Below are 23,278 nucleotides of genomic sequence, written 5' to 3' on the forward strand. Positions count from 1 at the left end.
CGGTGGCGGCGAAACCGACCGTGGCTGACCTGGCTGGGGTCGGAGTTCGCTAGGGCGGCCACGGCCGGTGGTCGTTGATCCGGGACTGGGGAACAGTGGACCAGCTAAAACAGCCATGAAACTTCCGGGATCTGTCCGGTATTTTCGGCGGTTCTGTCCGTCAGGCTACGGCCGGATGGTGCAACGGTCAATCAATGCCGGGGTGTTGCCAGGTTGCTGTCCAGTAAACCGTCCACTGCGGCCATCGGCGCGGTGGTACGGCGAGGCCGAGGGTCGCCCGGGCCGCGTCGTAGGCTGGCTTCGGCTCGTACTACTCGTCCAGGATGGGGTGAACGAGTGGCACCGGTGTGCCAGCAGGCACCCTGCAGCAGCGTCGGCGGTGACGCTGAAGAGCTCGGTGGCGATTCGGTCTCGGTAGGCCTCGTCCTCGGCCAGCGCGGTCATGTCGACCACGGTGCCGATCTGCAGTTTGCTCCCTCTTGGCCAGGCCGTGCAGGGACTGCTCGGTGACGGCCGGGCCGGCGCCGGGCGGGCGGCCAGAGTGGGAGGTCGCGGAAGCGCTGGCACCGACCGTGACCATCATGGCCACGGAGAGCGCGCCGGCGGCGAGCGTGCGAGTCGCCTCATGGCATCCTCCCGCAGGCAGTGCGGCGGAAGCACCTGGGAGGACGAGTCCAAAAGCGCTCGTAACCAGGACGATGGTTCCCGGAATACTTCCGTAGGTTGATAGGAACCTGTGATCGGCCGGCGCCATAGTCAACCCTGGATGCGGGCGGATGGGCGGCACGGCCCGGGGCGGGACGCCGTCAGGCGAGGGACGGTGGCCGGGGTCAGTCGACCCAGCCGCACTTACGGGAGAACCGCAACAGGTGCCCACGCAACTCGACGATCTGCGCACCGGTGAGGTACGGCGCGTCGGACAGCAACAGCTCAGTGATCCGCTGCAGGTACTCCGGCTCGGAGAAGATCTCGCAGAGCTCGTCGTCGCCGCCCTCGCCGGAAGCGCCCGCCGCACGACCGCCCGGGCCCCCGGTGGGACCGGCGGTATCATCGATGATCTCGACGTCGTATGCTTTCGGCCCCCGGCCGCCGTCGATCACCTTGAACGACACGCGGGTGCCGGTAGCCACCCGGATTCCCCGTTGGGTCAACTCCCCGGCGTGGACGAAGACGTCGTCGCCACCGTCGTCCGGTGCGATGAAACCGTACCCACGGCCCTCGTCGAACCGCACCACCCGACCGACACCCATGCCAACTCCTCCTACCGAACCACCTCGGCCATCACCGGCCGTCGATCACCGAACTCGTCCGGACCAACCGCTGCCACCGAAAGCCGTGCCCGTCACACTCACCGACTTTGACAGTGTGGCACTCCCTCGCCGGCGAAGGGGGCCGGCGGCTCGACCCGGTCCCGGTGGGACCCGCGACCCACTGCGCCGGGGCACCACCTGCGGCCGGTCGAACCAGCCAAGGATCTCACTTGGCGAAACGCTTACGGTAGATCCGGGTGGCCAGGGGCGCCGCGACGCAGAGGATGGCCACCCACCAGAGGACCGCCTGCCAGCCGGTGTCCCCGACCGGGCGGCCTAGCAGCAGCTGGCGTACGGTGTCCACGACCAACGTCACCGGCTGGTGTTCGACGAAGGCGCGCAGCCCGTCCGGCAGCGTCTCGGCCGGTACGAACGCCGTGCTGGCGTACGGGCTGAACATCAGGATGAGGCCGAGTCCGCTGGCACCGTCGACGCTCTTGGCGACCAGTCCCAGCACCGCCGACACCCACGCCAACGAGAAGGCGAACAGTAGCAGCATGGCCGCCGCCAGCAGCCACTCGATGACCGACGCGGACGGCCGGAAGCCGACCAGCAGGCCGAGACCGACCATGACCACCAGGGCGATCATGCCCCGGATGACAGCGGCCACGATGTGCCCGGTCAGGACCGCTGAGTCCAGCATCGCGATCGCCCGGAACCGGTCGACCACGCCTTCCTGCATGTCGGACTGTACGGCCAACGTCGTGGAGACGGAGATCATCGTCACGGCGATGACGAGGATGCCCGGCACCAGGTAGTTGATGTAGGTGGTGGCGCCGACGTCGATGGCTCCGCCGAACATGAAGCGGAACATCAACAGCATCACCGCCGGCAACATGATCGCGGTGAAGATCTGGTCCGGGCTGCGCGTCAGGTGGTGCACGTGCCGTCCGATCAGGACGCGGGTGTCGCTTACCGCCCAGTACAGCTTGGCTCGCTTTTCCGGCAGGACCACGCCTTCGGTGGCCGGTACGGTCGTCACTGCATCGCTCCTGCGCGGTCGGTGGTGGTGGCGTCCTCGCGGTGGGTGAGCGCGAAGAACACGTCGTCGAGGGTCGGCTTGGTCAGCGACAGCGAGTCGATTTCCAAACCGTGCTGCTCCAGCAGGTCGAGCAACCGTTTGACGTGCGCGGCACCGTCGATGAAGATGCTGATGCTCCGGGTCACCTCGTCGCGCTGGATGCCCTCGCCGGCGATCAGTTCCACGGCCCGGGCGTAGTCATCGATGCTCGCCAGGACCAGTTCCACCCGTTCCTTGCCGACTCCCTGCTTGAGCTCGGCCGCGGTGCCCTCGGCGATGATCCGCCCGTCGTCGATGACCGCGATCCGGTCCGCCAACTGGTCGGCCTCCTCGAGGTACTGCGTGGTGAGGAGAATGGTGATGCCACCGGCGAGCAGTTGCTTGATCGCCTCCCACATCGTCGCCCGGCTGCGCGGGTCGAGGCCGGTGGTGGGCTCGTCGAGGAACAGCACCGACGGCGGGACGATCAGACTCGCCGCCAGGTCGAGCCGCCGCTTCATCCCGCCGGAGTAGGTCTTCACCCGGTTGTCCGCGGCGTCGACCAGGTCGAACTGCTCCAGCAACTGCTGGGTGCGGAGCGTCGCGTTGGCCGTGCTCAGCCGGTGCAGGCGGCCCATCATGATCAGGTTTTCCCGCCCGGTGTGCATCCAGTCCAGTGACACGAACTGGCTGACCAGGCCGATGGAGCTGCGTACGCCGTTGCGCTGCTTGACCACGTCGTAGCCGTTGACGAGGACCTCACCGCTGGTGGGCCGGCTGAGCGTGCTCAGCACCTTGACGACGGTGGTCTTGCCTGCCCCGTTCGGGCCGAGCAGCGCGAGCATGGTGCCCCGCTGCACGTCGAGGTCGACCCCCTTGAGCACCTCGACCTTCTGGTACTTCTTCCGGAGATCACGTATCCGGATTCCTGACTCGCTCATCGAACTCCTCTTGTTGTTGCTTGGTCAGGCACGGCTGGCAGGAATGGTTGAATGCCCGGTAGGACGCGACGGACGCGCACCACCGGCGGGTTGATCGGCGCCGGAACCCGCCGGGCCGGCACCGGAAATATGAACGTGACGACAGCGGATGTCGGCCGGACGGCGAATCCGGCGCGACCGCACCCGCCGCGGCGGGTACCGGCAGCGTGACCTGATCAAGTCGACGCTAACAGTGTCTACGCTAACAGTATGGGGGTAAAACTGATTCGTTTATGGTATACATGGTTTTCGACAGGACGTCAACGAGCGGACGGTGGGCATGGCATCTGGGCAGAACAGAGGCGGCGCGGCCGCCCCCTCCTTCGAGTTCCTCTGGCGCGACACGCGGGCACCCCGGTCCGGCCCCGGCCCCAAGCCGGCGCTGAGTGTCGACAAGATCGTGCTGACCGCGATCGAGATCGCCGACGAGGAGGGGCTCGACGCGGTCTCGATGCAGCAGGTCGCCAAGCGGCTGGACTTCACCGCGATGTCGCTGTACCGCTACGTACCCAGCAAGTCACACCTGGTCGACGCGATGACCGACGTCGCCTCCGGTGATCCGCCGGACCTCGACGCGGTGGCGGGCGGTTGGCAGGCGAAGGTCGAGACCTGGGTCAAGGCCATCTGGGGCCGGTACCAGCATCATCCGTGGATGCTGCAGGTCCGGGTCAGCTACCCAATCGGGCCCAACCAGCTGGCCTGGTTCGAGAGCCTGCTCGGCGCGATCGCCGACAGCGGACTCGGCTACGACGAGATGGTCTCGGTCAGTCTGTTCCTCAGCGGCGCCACCCAGGGTATGGCCCGGATCTCCCTCGACATGGCCCCGGCCGGCGCCGAGCCCACGAGCGGTGGGCTGGGCTACGAACAAGCCCTGGCGACGGTCGTCGACGCCGAGCGGTTCCCGACCCTCGCCCGCCTGCTCGCCGCCGGGACGTTCGCCACCCCGGCCGCACCCACCGGCCCGGACAGCGACGTCATTCCCAACCTCGAGTTCGGTCTCCGACAACTCCTGGAAGGCATCCACGTCTACCTGACCCGACGCACGCAGCTAGGGGCAGATAGGGGTTAACCAGAATCGCATTTCACGGCTAGGCTCGGTCCGCAATTCCCGATACGGGGTAAGCGCACCCAACAATGCGCGGTGAGAGATCGCTCGTAGTTGCACAGCATCGCCAAGGTGCGCAGCTTTGACCCCCAGGGTTAGCTCTGCGGCAACGCGGCGAAAAACTCCCGGACGTCGTGGCTCAGCACATCCGGAGCGAGGTACGCAGCGTAGTGGCCGCCCTCGCCGTACCCGGTCCACCGGACGATCCGCTGATGGTCGCGCTCGGCGAACGTCCGGATCGAGACGAAGTCACCGGCGAACATCGCCAACCCGATCGGCACGGTCGTCGGTCCGGCGGCCTCGGCGGCGCCGACCTTCGCGTCCTCGTAGTAGAAGCGGGTCGCCGACGTGGCCGTACCGGTCAACCAGTAGAGCATCACATTGGTCAGCACGAAGTCCGGGTCAAGCTCCTCCCCCATCAGCTGCGCGTGCCAGCCGAGCAGCCCCACCGGCGAGTCGCAGATCGCGTACGACAGGGTCTGCGGCTGCTGGGAGTGCAGCACGTTGAAGGCCATCTTGTTCTCGTGGAACCACTGCAGCGCCCGCAACGCCTCGTGGTCGGCCGGGGTGAGCGACGCGAACTCGGCCGGATCACCGGACGGGAACGAGAAGATCTGTGTGACGTGCACCCCGACGACCCGGTCCGAATCGACCCGGCCCAGCTCGGGCGAGACGAACGACCCGGCGTCGTTGCCGATTGCGCCGTACCGCTGGTAGCCGAACCGGCGCATCAACTCTGCCCAGGCCCGCGCGGTGCGATGCCGGTTCCAACCGCGCTCACGGGTCGGCCCGGAGAAGGCGAACCCCGGCAGCGACGGGATCACCAAGTGAAAGTCGCGCGACAGCGGTCCGATGACGTTCAGGTACTCCACCACCGAGCCCGGCCAGCCGTGGGTCAAGATCAGCGCCAGGGAGTCCGGGCGCGGCGATCGGACATGCAGGACATAAATGTCCTGGCCGTCGATCTCGGTCATGAACTGGGGGTACGCGTTCAGCGTCGCCTCCCAACGCCGCCAGTCGTAGCCGGTCTGCCAGTGGTCGACCAGTCGGCGCACGTAGTCGACGGGAACGCCGTAGTCCCAGCCGGAGCCGGGGATCTGATCCGGCCAGCGGGTGCGGCTGAGCCGTAGGGTCAGATCGTCGAGGTCGGCCTGCGGTACGTCGATCCGGAAGGGCGCAATGTCGTCGTTCATGGCAACGACGCTAGGTGCCCTTCCGGTCAGTCTCTGTCCGCAGCGGCTGCCAGACTAGCCGGCATGCTGGAGACCTCGACGCGGCTGCTGCGCCTGCTGTCGCTGTTGCAGACCCGGCGGGACTGGCCCGGATCGCTGCTCGCCCAGCGGCTCGACGTCAGCGAACGCACCATACGACGCGATGTCGACCGGCTGCGTGACCTCGGGTACCCGGTGCATTCCACCCGGGGCACCGACGGCGGCTACCGCCTCGGCGCGGGCACCGCCATGCCACCGCTGCTGCTCGACGACGACGAGGCGGTGGCCGTCGCGGTCGGGCTGCGTACCGCCGCCGGCAGCGTCGCGGGCATTGAGGAAACCTCCGTACGGGCACTGGCCAAGTTGGAACAGGTGTTGCCGAGCCGGCTTCGGTACCAGGTGAACGCTGTGCATGCGTACACCGAGCAGGTGCCCGCCGACCAGCCCGGACCGACCGTCGACCCGGCGACGCTCGCCGTACTCGCGTCCGCCTGCCGCGACCAGCACCGGCTCCGGTTCGACTACCGGGCACACGACGGGACGAGCAGCGTACGGGCGGTCGAACCGCACCGGGTGGTGCGCTGGGGCCGACGCTGGTACCTGGTCGCCTGGGACGTCGACCGGCAGGAGTGGCGAACCTTCCGGGTCGACCGATTAGTGCCGCGTACCCCGACCGGCCCCCGGTTCGCCGACCGGCCACCGCCCGAAGGCGGTGTCGTGGGGCATGTCGCGGCCCGGGTCTCTGCGGCGGCGTGGCGTCACCGGGCCCGGATCCTGGTGCACGGCCCGGCCGCGACGGTCGCCGAGCGGATCAACCCGGCCGTCGGCGTCGTCGAGGCGGTCGACGACCGCCTCTGCGTACTGCACACCGGCGCGGACAGCATCGACCTGCTCGCCGTCCATTTGGCCCTGCTCGACCTGGACTTCACCGTCACCGAACCGCCGGAACTGGTCGCCCGACTGCGTACGCTGGCCACCCGCTACGCCCGCGCCACCGCTACCACCGACCCAAGCACGGGCGCGAAGACCGACACCCCGCCGTGAGCCGATCACCCGGTAACCGGACCGGGTGTCAGGACCGGCATCCACCGGACCGCTGGTTCACGCGGCACCTCGGGCCGACCGACCGACAAGCTTGCTGTCGGCTTGGCGACTCCTACTCATCATTGACGGCGAAGCGTGCATATAGGAACATTCGGTTTCGCTTGACTACAAGGGCGATTCGCGGGATCCACCCGAGTTCGATCATGGACTTTCATGATCTTGCGCCCCTTGCGTCAGCGTCCACCGCCGTTCGGATGCGAGGAGCTCGCTGTGGATCACGATAGCGTGGCCGGTCGCTTCCGGCTGGCGGGCTGCATCGGCTCCGGCAGCATGGGAGAGGTGCACCGCGCGCACGACCTGCGGGTAGCCGAGACCGACCCGAACAGGCTCGTCGCCGTCAAGCTGCTGTTGCGCACCCGGGGCGGCGCGGCGCTCGACTCGGCGGCGACGCGCGACGCAACCGGCCGGTTTGTCCGTGAGGTCGCGATCATGCGCCGGCTCCACCACCCGAACCTGCCCCGGATCATCGACGGCGGCCTCGACGACCGGGGCGTTCCGTACCTCGCCATGGAGCTGCTCGACGGGCGGACGGTGCAGGATCTGATCGCGGAAGTGCCGCAGCTGCCGATCGCCTGGGCCGTCGCGGTGGCCGCCCAGATCGCCGACGGACTCGCCGCCGCGCACGCGGTGAACGTCGTACACCGGGACCTCAAACCGGCGAACGTGATGCTGCTCCGCGGCGGCCAGGTAAAGGTGCTCGACTTCGGGATGAGCCGCATCGTCGACGACCCTCAGGTCAGCCAGCTGACCAGCAGCGGCATCACCCTCGGCACTGCCCGCTACATGGCGCCGGAGCAGTTCACCTCCGCCGCGGTCACCCGGGCCGCCGACCTGTACGCCCTCGGCTGTGTGCTGTTCGAGCTGCTCACTGGTGTGCCTCCGTTCGACGGTTCCTCCGCCTACGAGCTGGGCGAGCAGCACCGCAACGAACAGCCGCCGGTGCTGCGGCTGCTCCGCCCGCAGGTCGACGCGGACCTGGCGCATCTGGTCGAGCGACTGCTCGCCAAGGATCCGGCGGATCGGCCGGTCGACGCGGTCACCGTCCGGAACAAGCTGATGGAGTTCGCCGGCGGCTCGGTCGCCGTCGCCGGCTGGGACGGCTTCGACCCGGCGCTCCGGCTGACCGAGCCTTCGTCCGAAGGGCAACCCACCGGATCCACCCAGTCGGGGCAGCAGACTGCCGATCCGCCGCAGCCGGGTTCGGCGATGGACGTCTTCGCCGTGCACCAGCAGCTGATCGCCGACTACCGGGCGTTCACCGAGGGCGGCGCGGTCATCCGGGACGAACGGATCGCCGAGTTCGTCGCCGCCGATCTGGACGCCAAGTCACAGTGGCCGGCTCCCTGGGTCTCGCTGAACCCGTCGTTCGCTTCCGGAGGGTCGGTCGGCGAGCTCGCCAAGGCCGGCACGCTGCACCCCGAATGCGCACGGATCTTCCAGGTCGGCAAAACCCCCGGCGGGACCGCGTGCGACGGTCAGGAGCTCGTCCTGCACCGGCATCAGCGAGACGCGGTCGACGTCGCCCGGTCCGGTGCCTCTTACGTGATCACGACCGGCACGGGCTCGGGAAAGTCACTCGGCTACATCGTGCCGATCGTCGACCGGGTCCTGCGGGCCCGCGCCGCCGAGCCGCCCAATGCCCGCCGTCGGGTCCGGGCGATCATCGTCTACCCGATAAACGCGCTGGCCAACAGCCAGATCAAGGAGCTCGACAAGTTCCTGCGGGACGGCTACGGCGAGAGCCGCGAACCGGTCCGGTATGCCCGCTACACCGGTCAGGAGAGCGACGAACGCCGTCAGCAGATCCGCCGCAACCCGCCGGACATCCTGCTCACCAACTACGTGATGCTGGAGTTGATGCTGACCCGGCCAGCCGATCGCGGCTCGCTGATCAGCATGGCGACCGGGTTGGAGTTCCTCGTCTTCGACGAGCTGCACACCTACCGGGGCCGGCAGGGCGCGGACGTGGCGCTGCTGATTCGTCGGGTACGGCAGGCCTGCCAGGCCGACCGGCTGCAGTGCATCGGCACCTCGGCGACGATGTCCAGCGAGGGCAGCGCATCTGATCGGGAGTCGGTGATCGCCTCGGTGGCGAGCACCCTGTTCGGAGCCGAGGTGGCACCGGGTGACGTGATCGGCGAGACCCTGCAGCGGGCCTCCGGGCCGGCTCCGGCCACGGTGCCGGCCCGGCGCATCACGGCCGACCCGCCCCACGACTACGCCGGCCTGGTGCAGGACCCGCTCGCCCGGTGGATCGAGGCCCGGTTCGGCCTGGAGCCGGCCTCCGACGACGAGACGCGGTTGGTCCGGCGTCCGCCGACCCGGATCGAGGACGCGGCCCGGGAGCTGGCCCGCGACTGCGGCCGGCCCGACGACGAATGCGCGCGGGCCATCCGCCGCACTCTGCAGGCCGGCTCGCAGGCGCGGCACCCGAAGACCGGCCGACCGTTGTTCGCCTTCCGCCTGCACCAGTTCCTGTCCAAGGGCGACACCGTCTACGTCACCATCGAGGACCCGGACACGCGGCATCGGACCCGCGACTACCAGCTCGTCCAGCCCGGCACGGACGGCAAGATCCTGCTGCCGTTGGCGTTCTGCCGGGAATGCGGCCAGGAGTATCTGACGGTGTCGCGTACCGAGGACTCCGCCGGGCGGGTGCGCTACGGCCAGCGCCGCGACGTCGACGGGTCGGCGGACACCGACACCGATGGCTACCTTTACATCGCCCCCGACCGGCCGTGGCCGGCGACCCTCGCCGAGCTGCTCGACAGTCGCCGGCTGCCGGAGTCGTGGCTGGTTGACGAGCACGGGCAGGACGTGGTGCGGGAGAGTTTCCGGCCCCGGCTGCCCCGACCGGTGACCATCGACGTGTACGGGGTGGAGGGCGACACCGGTGTGTCGGCCGCGTTCATCCCGGCGCCGTTCCTGTTCTGCCTGCACTGCGGCGTCGCCTACGAGCAGAAGAAGGCACGCGACTTCGCCCGGTTGGCGACTCTCGACCACGAAGGCCGCTCGTCGGCCACGTCGTTGGTCTCCGCGTCGATCGTCCGTTCGCTGCGGGAGATCCCGGCCGACGCGCTGGACCGCCGGGCCCGCAAGCTGCTGACCTTTGTAGACAACCGGCAGGACGCCTCGCTGCAGGCCGGCCACTTCAACGATTTCGCCCAGGTCGTGCAGCTGCGCGGCGCGCTGTACCGGGCGGTGGTCGCCGCCGGTGACGACGGCATCGGCCACGAGGAGCTGGCCGCCCGGGTCGCCGACGCGCTGAACCTGGAGCTGGCCGACTACGCGGTGTCCGCTGATCTCGCCCCGCCGCTGGCCCGCAGCGCCGCCCGGACACTACGCGACGTGGTGGCGTTCCGGTTGTACGTCGACCTGGAACGCGGCTGGCGGGTCACCATGCCGAACCTGGAACAGACCGGGCTGCTGCGCATCGGCTACGACGGCCTCGACTGGCTAGCCGGCCAGCAGGACCGCTGGTCGGACACGCACCAGGAGCTGCGTGAGGCGACCCCCGGCATGCGCGCGGAGATCATGCGGGTGCTACTCGACGAGATGCGCCGGGCGCTGGCGATTGACGTGCAGCACTTCCGCGACGACAGCTTCGACTCGCTTCGGCGGGCCAGCGAGGAACGGCTGGCCGACCCGTGGGTGCTCAGCTCCGGCGACAAACCCCGGGTCGGTACGGCGTACCCGCAGAGCTCCGTGCCGGGCATGGACCGGTCGGCGCTGTTCATCTCCGGGCGTGGCAAGGTCGGCAAGTACCTGCGCCGCGTCCACTTCCGGACCGTGTCGGTCGACGACGCACAGCAGATCATCACCCACCTGTTGACGGTGCTCACCAGTGCCGGGCTGGTGACCCGGATCGAGGCGCGTCCGCACCGGGCGGGCCGGTTCCGGGGCCCGGCGGGCCCCACGATCACCGGATACCAGGTCGCGGCGGCCTGCCTGGTCTGGCAGGCCGGCACCGGCGAGACCGGCGCCCACGACCCGCTGACCCGCACCTACGCCAGCGGCGACGGCCCCCGGGTCAACCCGTTCTTCCGGGACCTCTACCGGTCGACGGCGTCGTCGCTGAGCGGCCTGGTGGCCCGGGAGCACACCGCCCAGGTCGCCCCGGAGGAGCGGGAACGACGGGAGGAGGCGTTCCGCACCGCGGAGCTGAAACTGCTCTACTGCTCCCCCACGCTGGAGCTGGGTGTCGACATCGCCGAGCTCAACGCGGTGATGATGCGCAACGTGCCGCCGACGCCGGCGAACTACGCGCAGCGCAGCGGGCGGGCCGGCCGGTCCGGGCAGCCGGCGCTGGTCACCACCTACTGCGCCACCGGCAACAGCCACGACCGGTACTACTTCCGTCGCTCGGAACAGATGGTTGCCGGGGTGGTCAGTCCACCCCGGCTGGACCTGGCCAACGAGGACCTGGTCTGCTCGCACGCCCAGGCGATCTGGCTGGCCGAGGTCGGTATCAAGCTGGGGCAGGCCGTACCGGAGATCGTTGACATCAGCTACCCGAAGGACACCCGCGACCCGGCACCCCGGCTCGCGCTGTACGACCACGTCGCGGACGCCCTGCACGACCCCGGCGCGCAGCGCCGTGCGGTGGCCGCCGCCCACCAGGTGTTCGCCGGGCTGATCGCCGACCTGCGGCAGACCACCTGGTGGTACGAGACCTGGATCGAGGACCGGATTCGGCTCGCGCCCCAGCAGTTCGACCGCAGCTTCGACCGGTGGCGGGACCTGTTCCGGGCGGCGCTGCTGGACCAGGCCGAGCAGAACCGCCGGGTCCTGGACCACGCACTGACCCAGCGGGACCGCGACCATGCGTCTCGACGCCGCCGGGAGGCGGAGACCCAACTCAACCTGTTGAAGAACGAATCGGTCGACAGCAAGTCGATCCTGTCGGACTTCAACCCGTACCGGTATCTGGCCAGTGAGGGTTTCCTACCGGGCTACTCGTTCCCCCGGCTGCCGCTGGCCGCGTACGTGCCGGTGTCGGGTCGGCGGTTCCACGACGGCGACTACCTGCAACGGCCCCGGTTCCTGGCGATCAACGAGTTCGGTCCGGGCGCGCTGATCTACCACGAGGGCGCCCGCTACCAGGTGCACCGGGTCCAGCTGCCGCCGGACGCCTCCGGGGACGTGGCCACCGCCACGGCGTACCGGTGTACCCGCTGCGGCTACCACCATGAGGAGCGGCACAACGCCGACCGGTGCGAGATGTGCGACGCGCCGCTGACCGACAGCGCGAAACTCGTCGGCCTGCTGCACCTGCGCACGGTGTACACGATCCGGCGGGAACGGATTTCCTCCGACGAGGAGGAGCGGCGTCGGGCTGGGTTCCGGCTGGTCACCTCGTACCGGTTCCAGGACCACGGGCCACGGCAGGGTCGGCAGGACGCGATCGTCGCCGACCCCGGCGGGCGGCTGGGCCGGGTCGCGTACGGCGACTCCGCCACGGTCCGGATCACCAACCTGCGCCGGGCCCGGTCGAAAATCACCGACTCGGACGGCTTCTGGCTGGATCCGACCGACGGGCGGTGGCTCAACGAGCGGGACGCCGCCAAAGCCACCGGCGACTCCCACGAACTGCCGCTGATCGAGGCGGACGGCCAGGAACGGGGTCGCCGCAAGCGGGTCATCCCGTACGTCGAGGACCGGCGCAACATCGCGGTGCTCACCCTCGACGAGCCGCTGCCGGAGCCGGCTGCGGTGACGCTGATGTACGCCCTGGAGCGCGGTGTCGAGGCGGCGTTCGAGTTGGAGGACGCGGAGCTGACCAGCGAGCTGCTGCCGCCGGAGGAGTCCACCCGCGACCGGATGTTGTTCATCGAGGCAGCCGAGGGCGGCGCCGGGGTGCTGCGGCTGCTGCAGTCTGACCCGGATGCGCTGGCCAAGGCGGCACGGAAGGCGCTGGAGATCTGCCATTTCGCGCCGGACGGCACCGACCTGGGCGGCCCGCACCCGGATCGGCCGTGCGCCCGGGGCTGCTACGAATGCCTGCTCACCTACGGCAACCAGGGCTACCACGCCCGGATCGACCGGCACGCGGCCCGGGATCTGCTGCTGCGGTTCGCCGTCGGCCGAGCCCGGACCACCGGCGCGGGCGTATCCCGGTCGGAGCAGCTGACCAAGCTGGCCGACCAGTCCGACACCACCCTGGAGAAGCGCTTCGTCACCTGGCTGAAGGAACGCGGGTTGCGGCTGCCCGACGAGGGACAGGCGTTCCTCACCGAGGCGTTGGCCAAGCCGGACTTCGTCTACCGGCTGGCAGGGGCGAACGTGGCGGTGTTCGTCGACGGGCCGGTGCACGACTACCCGGTGGTCGCCGACCGGGACCGCGACGCCGAGGGTCGGCTGATCGACGCCGGCTGGGAGGTGGTCCGTTTCCCGCACGACGCCGACTGGGCGGCCATCGTCAACAAGCACCGCAGCTACTTCGGGTCCGCGATGGACGGCTGACGCCTCCCGTGCCGTGTCCCGTCCCACCCCGTCCCCTCCCCGCCGACGACAGGACTCGCCCCGATGACCACCGCCACCGCCGCCACCGCCGTCCCGTACGCCCCTGGTTCTTTGGTCCATGCCCGTGGTCGTGACTGGGTCGTGCTGCCGGACAGCGCGCCGGACATGCTGGTGCTGCGCCCGTTGGGCGGCAGCGACGACGACATCGCCGCCGTGTTTCCCGCGTTCGAGCCGGTCCGTGGCGCCGAGTTCGCCGCGCCGATCCCGGCGGACCTGGGCAACGCGCAGGCGGCCGGGTTGCTGCGGTCGGCGCTGCGGATCGGGTTCCGGGCCGGGGCGGGGCCGTTCCGGTCGCTGGCCGGGATCGCCGTGGAGCCGCGCGCCTACCAGCTGGTGCCGCTGATGATGGCGTTGCGCCAGCCGACCGTACGGATGCTGATCTGCGACGACGTCGGCATCGGCAAGACCGTCGAAGCTGGACTGATTGCGTCGGAGTTGCTGGCCCAGGGCAGCGCACGCGGGCTGGCGGTGCTGTGCTCGCCGGCGCTGGCCGAGCAGTGGCAGGTCGAGCTGCGCACCAAGTTCGGCATCGACGCCGAGTTGGTGCTGGCGTCGACGGTGTCGCGGCTGGAACGCAACCTGGATCTGGGCCAGTCGCTGTTCGACCGGCACCCGAACGTCATCGTGTCGACCGACTTCATCAAGTCGCCCCGGCATCGCGACGACTTCGTCCGGCACTGCCCGGATCTGGTGATCTGCGACGAGGCGCACGCCTGCGTCGTCGCCGACGACACCACGTCGGCGCAGACGCAGCTGCGCTTCGAGCTGCTGCAACGCATCGCCGCCGACGCCGACCGGCATCTGCTGCTGGTCACCGCCACGCCGCACAGCGGCAAGCCGACGGCGTTCCACCTCCTGCTGGGGCTGGTGAAGCCGGAGCTGGCCAACCTCGACCTGACCACCGACGCCGGCCGGCGGGCCCTGGCCCCGTACTTCGTGCAGCGCAAACGCGCCGACGTGCGCAAGTACCTCACCAAGGAGGACGGTCTGCGCGACGACAGCATGGTCGAGCAGACCGCGTTCCCCGCCGACCGGGAGTTCAAGGACGAGACGTACGCGTTGAGCCCGGCGTACCGGTCGCTGCTGTACGACGCCCTCGACTACGCCAGCGAACGGGTCGACGCGGCCAGCCAGCGTGGCAAACGGGAGACCCGGATCGCCTGGTGGTCGGCGATCGCACTGCTGCGGTCGCTGGTGTCGTCGCCACGGGCGGCGGCGCAGACGCTGCGGACCCGGTCGGCGACGGCGGTGGCCGCGACGGCCGCCGAGGCCGACCGGCTCGGTGCCCCGCTGCTGCAGGATTCCGGTGAGGACGACGCCCTGGAAGGGCTGGACGTGGCACCGGGGGCGACCGCCGACGACGTCGACCGGGTCGTGTCGGGTGATCCGGCCGGGCGGCTGGCCGACCTGGCGGCGCGGGCCGAGCAGCTGGAAGGCTCCGACGGCGACCGCAAACTCGCCCTGCTGGTGCGGCAGCTGAAGAAGCTGCTCGCCGAGGGCTACCACCCGATCGTGTTCTGCCGCTACATCCCGACCGCCGAGTACGTCGCCGAGCAGCTCGACGGCAAACTCGGCCGCAAGACGATCATCCGGGCGGTGACCGGGACGCTGTCGCCGCAGCAGCGGCTGCAGCGCATCGACGAGCTGGCCGCAGCAGCCGGAGACGACCCGGCCGCCCGCCGGGTGCTGGTCGCGACAGACTGTCTGTCCGAGGGCGTGAACTTGCAGCATCACTTCGACGCGGTCGTCCACTATGACCTCGCCTGGAACCCGACCCGGCACGACCAGCGGGAGGGCCGGGTCGACCGCTTCGGCCAGCAGCGGTCCGTGGTCCGGGTGATCACCCTGTACGGCAGCGACAACGGCATCGACGGCAAGGTCCTCGACGTGCTGATCCGCAAGCACCGGCAGATCCGCAAGGACCTGGGCATCTCGGTGTCGGTGCCGGATGAGGCGTCGACCGGCGTCACCAACGCGATCATCGAGTGGCTGGTGCTGCGCGACCGGCGCTCCGAGCAGGCCAGCCTGTTCGAGGTCACCGACTACCAGCCGCTCGACGAGCAGGCCGCTGAGTTGGACAAGCAGTGGCAGTCGGCAATCGAACGGGAGAAGGCGTCCCGGTCCCGGTTCGCCCAGCACGCCATCCATCCCGAAGAGGTGGCCCGGGAGGTGACCGCGATCCGCGACACCCTGGGCCGGGCCGACGAGATCCGTGGCTTCGTCCGCTCCGCGCTGCGGTCCCTCGACGGGGTACTGCGCGACGACCCGACCAGCCCTGGCGACTTCACCGCCGAGCTGGGCGGCACCCCGGCCGGGCTGCGGGACGCGCTCGCCCCGGTGCTCGGCGGCGACGCCGTCGACGGCACCCGGCAGGTGCCGGTACGGGACACCGCCGCCGTAGCCCGGGGCGAGGTGGCGCTGGTACGCACCGACCCGGCGGTGGTCGCGCTCGCCGGCTACCTGCTCAACGCGGCGCTCGACGCCGACGTGCCCGGTCCACGTCCGGCCCGCCGCTGCGGGGTGGTCCGTACCCGGTCGGTGTCGACCCGGACCACGCTGCTGCTGGTCCGCTACCGCTTCCATCTGACGTTGCCGTCTCGGACCGGCACCCGCGAGCTGGTCGCCGAGGACGCCCGGCTGCTGGCGTTCCGGGGCGCGCCGGGCAACGCCGACTGGCTGCCGGCCGACGAGGCGCTGCGGCTGCTGGACGCCGGGGCCGACGCCAACACCGACCCGACGCTCGCCGAGAACACCATGCGGCGGGTGATCGACGACCTGCCGGCGGTCGAGGACCGGCTCACCGCGTACGGCCGGGAGCTGGCCGCCGAACTGCTGGCCGCGCACCGCCGGGTACGCAGCGCCGCCGGCGAGATCGTGCGCGGCTTGACCGTCACCGCCCAGGACGGCGCCGACGTGCTCGGCACGTACGTCTATCTGCCGCTCGGCTGACCACTCCCCTCTCGCCTCGCCCGTCCGCCCTTCGTTCCCCCCCGCCGGAGGCTGCAGTGTCCGCGATCGCCCGCAACCAGGTCTTCTCCGCAGTCCACACGATCGGCGGATTGCTTCCCGCCGACTTGCTCATCCGGATCTCCGAAGGCCGCGACGTGTCCGGCGGCAAACCCGCCGACTACCGGGTGGTCGGCTCCCGGTCGGTGCGCGACGCCGCCGAACGGCGCTGGGACTATCTGCGCTCCGTCTGGGCCGAGCTGCGCGGTCGGCTTCCGGTGGCACCGCCGGCGGCCACCCCGGCGGACCCCACCGGGTACGCGGTGAGCCAGTGGCTGGAGCCGCTGCTCGACGAGCTGGGCTTCGGCCGGCTCACCCCGATCGGGGCCAGCGGCATCACCGCCGACGACGGCGGCAAGACGTTCCCGGTGTCGCACCGCTGGCAGCACGTACCGGTGCATCTGATCGGCTGGAACGCGGACCTGGACAAGCCGGCGGCGGCCGGCGGGGTCCGGGCGCAGTCGATGGTTCAGGAGTGCCTGAACCGCTCCGACGCGCACCTGTGGGGGGTGCTCAGCAACGGCCGGCAGCTGCGGCTGCTGCGCGACTCCAGCGCCCTGGCCACCGCCGCGTACGTCGAATTCGACCTGGAGGCGATCTTCGACGGCGAGCTGTTCAGCGAGTTCGTGCTGCTGTACCGGCTGCTGCACGTGTCCCGCTTCGACGTCGCCGAAGGTGCCGCCCCGTCGACCTGCTGGCTGGAACGTTGGCGCACCGACGCGATCAGCACCGGCGTCCGCGCGTTGGACCAGCTCCGTAAGGGCGTCCAAGAGGCGATCACTACTCTCGGCACCGGATTCCTGCGCCACCCCGACAATGCCCGGCTACGAGAAGATCTCGACGCCCAGGCGTTCCACAACGCCCTGCTCCGGCTGGTCTACCGGCTGCTGTTCCTCTTCGTCGCCGAGGACCGCGACGCACTGCACCCGCCGGGCACGACGGATCAGACCCGCGAGCGGTACGCGCGCTACTTCTCATCGGCGCGGCTACGTGGACACGCCCGGCGGCGCCGAGGCACCACGCACAGCGACCTCTACCAGGCACTACGGATCGTCCTCGACGCGCTCGGTGACGAGCGGGGCCGGCCGGAACTGGGCCTACCGGGGCTGGGTGGGATCTTCGACGACAGGGACGCCGACGCCCCGCTGCGGGAGGCGAAGCTGGCCAACGAGCACCTGTTGGCGGCGGTCCGGCATCTGTCGCAGGTGCGGGACACTGGGTCGCGCCGGTGGCGCACCATCGACTACCGGCACCTTGATGCGGAGGAGCTGGGCTCCATCTACGAGTCGCTGCTGGAGCTGGTGCCGAAGCACAGTGCGGTGGACCGCGCCTTCGAGTTGGTCGAGCTGGCCGGCAACACCCGCAAGACCACCGGCTCGTACTACACCCCGGCATCGCTCATCTCCTGTCTGCTGGACTCAGCGCTGGATCCGGTGATCGACGACGCCGTGAAGCGTGCTGAGCAGGCGGCCACCGCCGACGGCCAGCCCGACCCATCGGACGCGATCGTCTCCGAACTGCTGTCGCTGACCGTCTGTGACCCGGCGTGTGGCTCCGGACACTTCCTGGTGGCAGCGGCCCGGCGGATCGCCAAGCGGGTCGCGGCGGTGCGGGAACGCAACCCGGAGCCGACAAACGATGCGGTCCGCCGTGCACTGCACGAGGTGATCGCGAACTGCATCTTTGGCGTGGATCTCAACCCGATGGCGGTCGAGCTGGCCAAGGTCTCGCTGTGGCTGGAGGCTCTGGAGCCAGGCAAGCCACTGAGCTTCCTCGACGCGCACATCAAGCACGGCAACGCACTGATCGGCGCTACCCCGGCGCTACTGCGACGCGGTATCCCCGATGCAGCATTCAAGTCGATCGAAGGCGATGACAAGAAGTACGCCAAGGCGCTAGAAAGGCAGAACGCGAAGGAACGGGAGGGCCAGGAAAGCCTTTTCGACCTGAGCGACGAGACGAAGGTCGCAAACACCGTCTTCGCAAACAGTCTGCGCCGCATCATTAGCGTACCCGCTAATACGCTAAGGGACGTCCACCAGCAGGAGTCCGCCTACCGAGAATGGCAGGCATCCGACAAGTACGCGCGAGCTCAGCATGTTGCCGACGCCTGGTGCGCGGCGTTCATGTGGAAAAAGGCACCCGGATACCCGCGCGCGATCACCCATAGCGTCTTCCGAGCGTTGGATGACCCGACCGCCTCGGCAGCTCCCCAGCCGACCCACGATGAGATCAACCGCCTACGCGAGCAGTATGGCTTCTTCCACTGGCACCTGGAGTTCCCCGAGGTCTTCGACGTCCCAGAGCACGGCAGCGTGGACGTCAATTCGGCGACGGGCTGGCTCGGCGGCTTCGACTGCGTGCTAGGCAACCCGCCGTGGGAAAGAATTTCTTTCGATGACGATGAGTTCTTTACTGACAGAGATCCAGATATCCTTCAAACCCGGACCACTGATGCACGGAAGTCGGCAATTGCGGCAGCAGTAGCGAAAGGCGCACACTGGGCGAAATCCTACAAGATCGAGGTACGCAACCGAGCAGAGCTGTCCCAATTCTACACCTCATCAGCCCAATATCCACTGACAGCACGAGGCCGACTCAACACGCAAGCCCTCTTCACCTCAAGAGCACTCGACATAAACTCAAACGGTGGTCGATCCGGACTTATAGTACCCACAGGGGTACTTACAGATGTCCCCATGAAAAGCTTCTGGGAGTTCCTACGAGATTCAGGCTTCCTGCGAGGCGTACTCGATTTTGAGAATTCGCTCGGAATTTTTGCAGGAGTTCATAGGTCAACGAAATTCACGCTACTCTCGCTCGAACGGAAAAGATCCACCGAAGACCGCGATCACCTACTGATTGGCGTATATCTAAGATCCACCGAGGAGTTAATTAACCCGCAACGGATTTACCGACTGCCATTGGGGCATCTCTCGACGCTCAATCCAATCACCAAGCAGCTGCCCATCTGTTTGACACGGAAGGACTTCGACATACTCCTTTCAATGACATTGGCAGCAAAAGACCAGCTACCAATCCGGCCGTGGGTTGGCTTTACTTCTGACGCATTTTCTCATTACTATCTCGAACATAGCGAAGCCGGAACAACCGGGCTCGTCGAGGGCAAGATGGTTCATCAGTTTGACCCTCGCTTCGGAGACTACTCCCGAGGAAATATTGGTGCGATATCACCAGAAGAGAAGAACCACCCCAGCACCTATCGCCATTACTGTAAATCGGCAATCGTAGACGAGTTCCTGCATCGAAAAGGAGTTCACGCAGAGTGGACTGCAGTCGCGCGGGACTACGTCCGAGCAACGGACGCCAGGACCGCAATCGGCGCCATCGTACCGCGCAGCGCCCCCATTCAACCGCTAAACGGCTTCTCAGTACCAGGCGCCGCCGGCAGCCACGCATGGTGCTTAGCCGTAATCAACTCCTTCGCCTACGACTTTATGGCCAAGCAAAAAACTCCTGGCCAACATTTCAATGTCACAATAATGAGTCAAATACCAGTAATCTCCCCGATCCCCGAGTTGCTATCATTTGTCACAAAGCGCGTCCTGGAGTTGAACTACATAACCAAAGATCTCCACCCTTTCGCCAGAGACCTGGGCGACAATGGGGCACCATTCGTCTGGATCGACGAACGCCGCACAATCATTCGCGCAGAACTTGACGCCCTATTTTTTATTCTTTATGGCGCAACGCGAAGTGAAGTCAATTATATCATGGACTCTTTTTTAATAGTGAAGAAGATTGACGAAAGAGCGCACGGGACTTATCGCACAAAAGAAGCCATTATCGCCGAGTACGATCGAATGACCGCTGCCGGCACCAGTTCGACCTCCCCGTTCATCGACGGCGTCAATTACACATCAACATTAAAGCCCCCACCAGGACACGGCCCCCGCCATACTGGACAGAAATTCTCCTAGTATTGAATGCGATTCCTTGGAGTCCCGATTGCCCGTCTTAACCGTATGAGGGCAGCGTTTAAGGCGTGGATCACGTCCCGCACGTAGTCCTGCTGGCGGTGAGCAGGCGGGCGATGTCCGGCCGGCTCCCCTTTGGCGAACATCGGCACCACGATCCGCCGCAGCCTAACGGGTTCTTCATCGTGACGCTCTATCGGCTGACGCGGGTGCGGTCGGCGGCGTACAGCTCGGTTGAGCTGTCAGCACGGCTGATCACGAGGATGGGTACGCCTTCCGACAGGTCCAGGTCGCGACGCTCGGTTGGGCTGGGCATGCGGGCATAGGCAGTGTCGCCCTTGCGAAGCGTCACGGTGTCGGTGAACCCTGCCTCCCGGACGAAGGTGCCGCGTGGTCGCTGCACGCTGACCAGACCTTCGGACCGCAGGATCGAGACAGCCTGCCGGACACTCGTGCGGCTCAACCCATACTCCTGAGCCATCCGAAGCTCACTGGGCAACGACGCGCCAGGCTGGAGCTCGCCGGACAGTATCCGGTTCCGCAACAGGTCCGCGAGCTGGCGAAACACCGCCCGGTCGGCGTCGGGGTCGATCACAACGCCACGCTACGCCGCACATCCCTTTGTCCTCTACCCGAAGGCTCCGTAGCTCGATGGCTGCTTAAGAGTCCCGCTCGGGCGGCTCGGCCACGAAGACGCCGATGCCCGTGCGCCCGACAAGCTCATCCAGTTCGATCATGGAGTCGACGGCACGGCGTACGGTCATGTGGCTGGTGTCGTACTCGTCGGCCAGTAGCCGGACCGACGGAAGCTTGCTGCCCGGCGGGTAGATCCCGGCCCTGATCTTCGCCCGCAGATCATCCCTGATCTGGCGCCAAAGCGGCTGGGCGTACGGCATAGGTACAGCCAAGCAACCATCCCGCCTTCCGTCCCCAGCATCCCCTTGCTGTCTTTACAGGCTTTATAGGTCTGGTAGGCTCACCGTCGTTGTCATCGACGTTCGGGGAGGAAGTCGTGGAGCAGCGGAGTAGGCGGCAGCGGGTGGTGCCTCGGCGGGGCGTACTCGTGGAGCCTTGGCAGGTCAGGGCGATGCAGTTCGACACCCGGTGGCGTGGGCTAGACCCGGCGGCGGTGTACGCGTACCTGCGGCAGCTCGCCGACGAGCTGGACCGGCTCACCCGGCAGGCCGCCGTCGACCGGGCCGAAGCCGACCGGCTACGCGAAGGGCTGCGGCAGTGGCGGCAACGCCACGTCGGCTGCCAGTTCAACGACCCGCCCGCCGGTGTCTACCGCTCGGAGCACCAGCGCCAGACCGGCAACGGAGGCCACTGGTGAGCGACGAACCGCGCTGGACGATCCACCTGCCGACCCGGCTCACCGACATCGAAGCCGCCGCCCGGTTCGCCGCCGCGCTGCGGGACTCGCTGGCCCACCTCGACGTCGTCGACTTCGCCGAAACCACGCTGTCGGCCACCGACCGACCGTCGCTGCGTACCCGGGTATGGGGTGACCCCGGCCCCGACCCGGCCGGCGGCGACCCGGTCAGCGACCGCACCGCGCCGGCCGATGATTGACCCCGTCCCCCGCCAGGTCGAGATCGACCACCTGACGGAGCTGGTCCTCCGGCACGCACCGCGCGCCGACGGCTGCGCCTGCGGCGACCCGCTCACCGCCACCGGCCGGTGCTGGCGCACCGACGTCGCGCTCAGCCGGCTCCGCGACCTCGGCGTCCACGTCGCCGCCGTCGACCCACCGGAGGAAACCGGATGAGCATGCACGCCCCTGTCCGCCCCAGCTGGGCCTGCGCCGGCTGCGGCCACGCATGGCCGTGCCTCGACGGCCGACAACAGCTCAAGATCGAGTACGCCGACGCCCGCGTCTCGCTGTCGGTCTACCTCGCCACCAACATGGTCGAGGCGATGACCGACCTGCCCGCCGGGTCGCGCGGCGACCTCTACTGGCGGTTCCTCGGCTGGCTGTGATGCCGATGTCGATCCTGCTTCCCGGCGACGAGCCGATGCACTACGAGGACGGCTCACACCGCTGGATCCCGCCCGAACCGGACTACGACCAGGCGACCTGGGAGAACCAGGTACGCGAACACCAACGCGAGCACCGCAGCCGCCCGGACCCGCCGCCGCCCCGCTACCGTCTCATTCGGAGAACCGCCGCCGGGTGAGCCGGCCCGGCCGTACACCAGTGGGAGAAGGTGGTCGACGTGGCCCAGGCTGCGATGGTGCGGCGGGTGGCCGCCGCCCGTGCCGCAACCGACGCGGGCCCGGCGATGGCGGCGGTCGGCACGCTGGCCGCGGTGCTGGTGCTGGCCCGCCAGGCCCGTCCCGTCGTCGAAGCCGCCGCCTGGTCGTGGCGCTTCGCCGAGCAGGCCCCGACCACCATCGTCGGCCCGATCGGCGTGGCCCGGTTGGCCGGCTGGGCGCTGCTGGTCGCGGCACTGGTCGCCGGCTGGCGTACGGCCGCCGCGCTCGGCGCGTGCGCCGCCGTGGTCGCCGAACTGGCAATGCTAACCACCGGTGTACGTGACCACGCCGCCCCCGGCTGGCACCTCCTGCTCGCCCTGATCGTCGCCGTACCGCTGTGCGGGTCGCTGCTGCCTGCCGACGGTGGTGGCCGCGAGCAACGACCGCTTCCGGCTCGGTTCTGGGCCGCAGCGGTCGCGATAGGGCTGTGTGCGGCGCTCAGCGCCGCCGGCCCGCCGCTGGTGGCGGAACAGTCCGACGGCTTCATGTTCATCAGCAACATTGCGGTGGCGCGCATCGGGTTCGGCGCTCTGGCGTTGATCGCGTTGTTCAGCCTCGTCGCGGTGTCGGCGCTGCCGGCAGCCGTACGCCGCCGGGCGGTGGTGCTGCTGGCGACGCTCGCTGTCGTGCTGGCATCGACGCAGCTCGGCTACGACGGAGCGTTCATGTCGGTGATCGACTACCCGGTCCTGGTCAACCAGCCCGTCATGGCGTTGATGCTGGCCGCCGTGGCAGCAACCGTGGTGCTGGCACTCGGCGCGCTTGCGGTGCGTGCACGGGAAAGAGCGAGCAGGTGACACCGACACCCCCGGCACTGCTGGAGATCATCAGCAGGGAGCCGGAGGG

General features: G+C 68.6%; 17 protein-coding genes. 11 read left to right on the forward strand and 6 right to left on the reverse strand.

What is annotated here, in order from left to right; translation table 11 throughout:
- Positions 1–830: 830 nt before the first annotated feature.
- The 3 genes from ACFHW1_RS24580 to ACFHW1_RS24590 form a co-directional block, all read right to left on the reverse strand.
- Entirely contained in the window at positions 831–1,250 is a 420-nt protein-coding gene (locus ACFHW1_RS24580; protein WP_416569056.1) for a cold-shock protein, read from the reverse strand.
- Positions 1,251–1,476: 226 nt separating this feature from the next.
- Positions 1,477–2,292 carry an ABC transporter permease gene (locus ACFHW1_RS24585; RefSeq protein WP_416569055.1) on the reverse strand — a complete coding sequence of 272 codons (816 nt, stop codon included), beginning with the start codon at positions 2,290–2,292 and terminating at the stop codon, positions 1,477–1,479.
- Positions 2,289–3,251, reverse strand: a complete 963-nt coding sequence (locus ACFHW1_RS24590) for an ATP-binding cassette domain-containing protein (RefSeq protein WP_416569054.1) — start codon at positions 3,249–3,251, stop codon at positions 2,289–2,291. The genes ACFHW1_RS24585 and ACFHW1_RS24590 overlap by 4 nt, the downstream gene beginning before the upstream one ends.
- A gap of 319 nt (positions 3,252–3,570) precedes the next feature.
- Between ACFHW1_RS24590 and ACFHW1_RS24595 the strand changes: the two genes are divergently transcribed.
- Positions 3,571–4,359 carry a TetR/AcrR family transcriptional regulator gene (locus ACFHW1_RS24595; RefSeq protein ID WP_416616210.1) on the forward strand — a complete coding sequence of 263 codons (789 nt, stop codon included), beginning with the start codon at positions 3,571–3,573 and terminating at the stop codon, positions 4,357–4,359.
- A 131-nt stretch (positions 4,360–4,490) separates the two neighbouring features.
- Here ACFHW1_RS24595 and ACFHW1_RS24600 read toward each other — a convergent pair whose 3' ends face one another.
- Positions 4,491–5,588, reverse strand: coding sequence for an epoxide hydrolase family protein (locus ACFHW1_RS24600; protein ID WP_416616183.1), 1,098 nt, complete (start codon positions 5,586–5,588; stop codon positions 4,491–4,493).
- Positions 5,589–5,651: 63 nt separating this feature from the next.
- Between ACFHW1_RS24600 and ACFHW1_RS24605 the strand changes: the two genes are divergently transcribed.
- The 4 genes from ACFHW1_RS24605 (at position 5,652) to ACFHW1_RS24620 (ending at position 20,179) form a co-directional block, all read left to right on the forward strand.
- Positions 5,652–6,650: a helix-turn-helix transcriptional regulator gene (locus ACFHW1_RS24605; protein WP_416569052.1), complete on the forward strand. Its 999-nt coding sequence runs from the start codon at positions 5,652–5,654 to the stop codon at positions 6,648–6,650.
- A gap of 270 nt (positions 6,651–6,920) precedes the next feature.
- Positions 6,921–13,172 (forward strand): protein kinase domain-containing protein, encoded by a 6,252-nt coding sequence (locus ACFHW1_RS24610; RefSeq protein ID WP_416616185.1) that lies wholly within the window; start codon positions 6,921–6,923, stop codon positions 13,170–13,172.
- A gap of 63 nt (positions 13,173–13,235) precedes the next feature.
- Positions 13,236–16,181 carry a helicase-related protein gene (locus ACFHW1_RS24615; RefSeq protein ID WP_416616187.1) on the forward strand — a complete coding sequence of 982 codons (2,946 nt, stop codon included), beginning with the start codon at positions 13,236–13,238 and terminating at the stop codon, positions 16,179–16,181.
- A gap of 56 nt (positions 16,182–16,237) precedes the next feature.
- Positions 16,238–20,179: an Eco57I restriction-modification methylase domain-containing protein gene (locus ACFHW1_RS24620; protein WP_416616189.1), complete on the forward strand. Its 3,942-nt coding sequence runs from the start codon at positions 16,238–16,240 to the stop codon at positions 20,177–20,179.
- A gap of 190 nt (positions 20,180–20,369) precedes the next feature.
- On the opposite strand, the gene ACFHW1_RS24625 is transcribed toward ACFHW1_RS24620, so the two are convergent.
- Both ACFHW1_RS24625 and ACFHW1_RS24630 read right to left on the reverse strand, forming a co-directional pair.
- Complete coding sequence (locus ACFHW1_RS24625) at positions 20,370–20,771, reverse strand: GntR family transcriptional regulator (RefSeq protein WP_416569048.1); 402 nt, start codon at positions 20,769–20,771, stop codon at positions 20,370–20,372.
- A gap of 64 nt (positions 20,772–20,835) precedes the next feature.
- Positions 20,836–21,072, reverse strand: a complete 237-nt coding sequence (locus ACFHW1_RS24630; RefSeq protein WP_416569047.1) for a GntR family transcriptional regulator — start codon at positions 21,070–21,072, stop codon at positions 20,836–20,838.
- A gap of 116 nt (positions 21,073–21,188) precedes the next feature.
- Between ACFHW1_RS24630 and ACFHW1_RS24635 the strand changes: the two genes are divergently transcribed.
- The 6 genes from ACFHW1_RS24635 to ACFHW1_RS24660 are packed head-to-tail and all read left to right on the forward strand — an operon-like array spanning position 21,189 to position 23,229.
- Complete coding sequence (locus ACFHW1_RS24635; RefSeq protein ID WP_416569046.1) at positions 21,189–21,509, forward strand: DivIVA domain-containing protein; 321 nt, start codon at positions 21,189–21,191, stop codon at positions 21,507–21,509.
- Positions 21,506–21,748, forward strand: a complete 243-nt coding sequence (locus ACFHW1_RS24640) for a hypothetical protein (RefSeq protein WP_416616191.1) — start codon at positions 21,506–21,508, stop codon at positions 21,746–21,748. Before ACFHW1_RS24635 ends, ACFHW1_RS24640 begins: the two co-directional genes overlap by 4 nt.
- Positions 21,741–21,944: a hypothetical protein gene (locus ACFHW1_RS24645; RefSeq protein ID WP_416616193.1), complete on the forward strand. Its 204-nt coding sequence runs from the start codon at positions 21,741–21,743 to the stop codon at positions 21,942–21,944. Before ACFHW1_RS24640 ends, ACFHW1_RS24645 begins: the two co-directional genes overlap by 8 nt.
- Positions 21,941–22,156, forward strand: coding sequence for a hypothetical protein (locus ACFHW1_RS24650; protein WP_416616195.1), 216 nt, complete (start codon positions 21,941–21,943; stop codon positions 22,154–22,156). Before ACFHW1_RS24645 ends, ACFHW1_RS24650 begins: the two co-directional genes overlap by 4 nt.
- Positions 22,156–22,353: a hypothetical protein gene (locus ACFHW1_RS24655; RefSeq protein ID WP_416616197.1), complete on the forward strand. Its 198-nt coding sequence runs from the start codon at positions 22,156–22,158 to the stop codon at positions 22,351–22,353. Before ACFHW1_RS24650 ends, ACFHW1_RS24655 begins: the two co-directional genes overlap by 1 nt.
- 39 nt (positions 22,354–22,392) lie before the next feature.
- Positions 22,393–23,229, forward strand: a complete 837-nt coding sequence (locus tag ACFHW1_RS24660) for a hypothetical protein (RefSeq protein ID WP_416616212.1) — start codon at positions 22,393–22,395, stop codon at positions 23,227–23,229.
- Positions 23,230–23,278: the final 49 nt, after the last annotated feature.

Source organism: Micromonospora sp. LOL_014, assembly GCF_048060245.1.
Lineage (GTDB): Bacteria > Actinomycetota > Actinomycetes > Mycobacteriales > Micromonosporaceae > Micromonospora_E.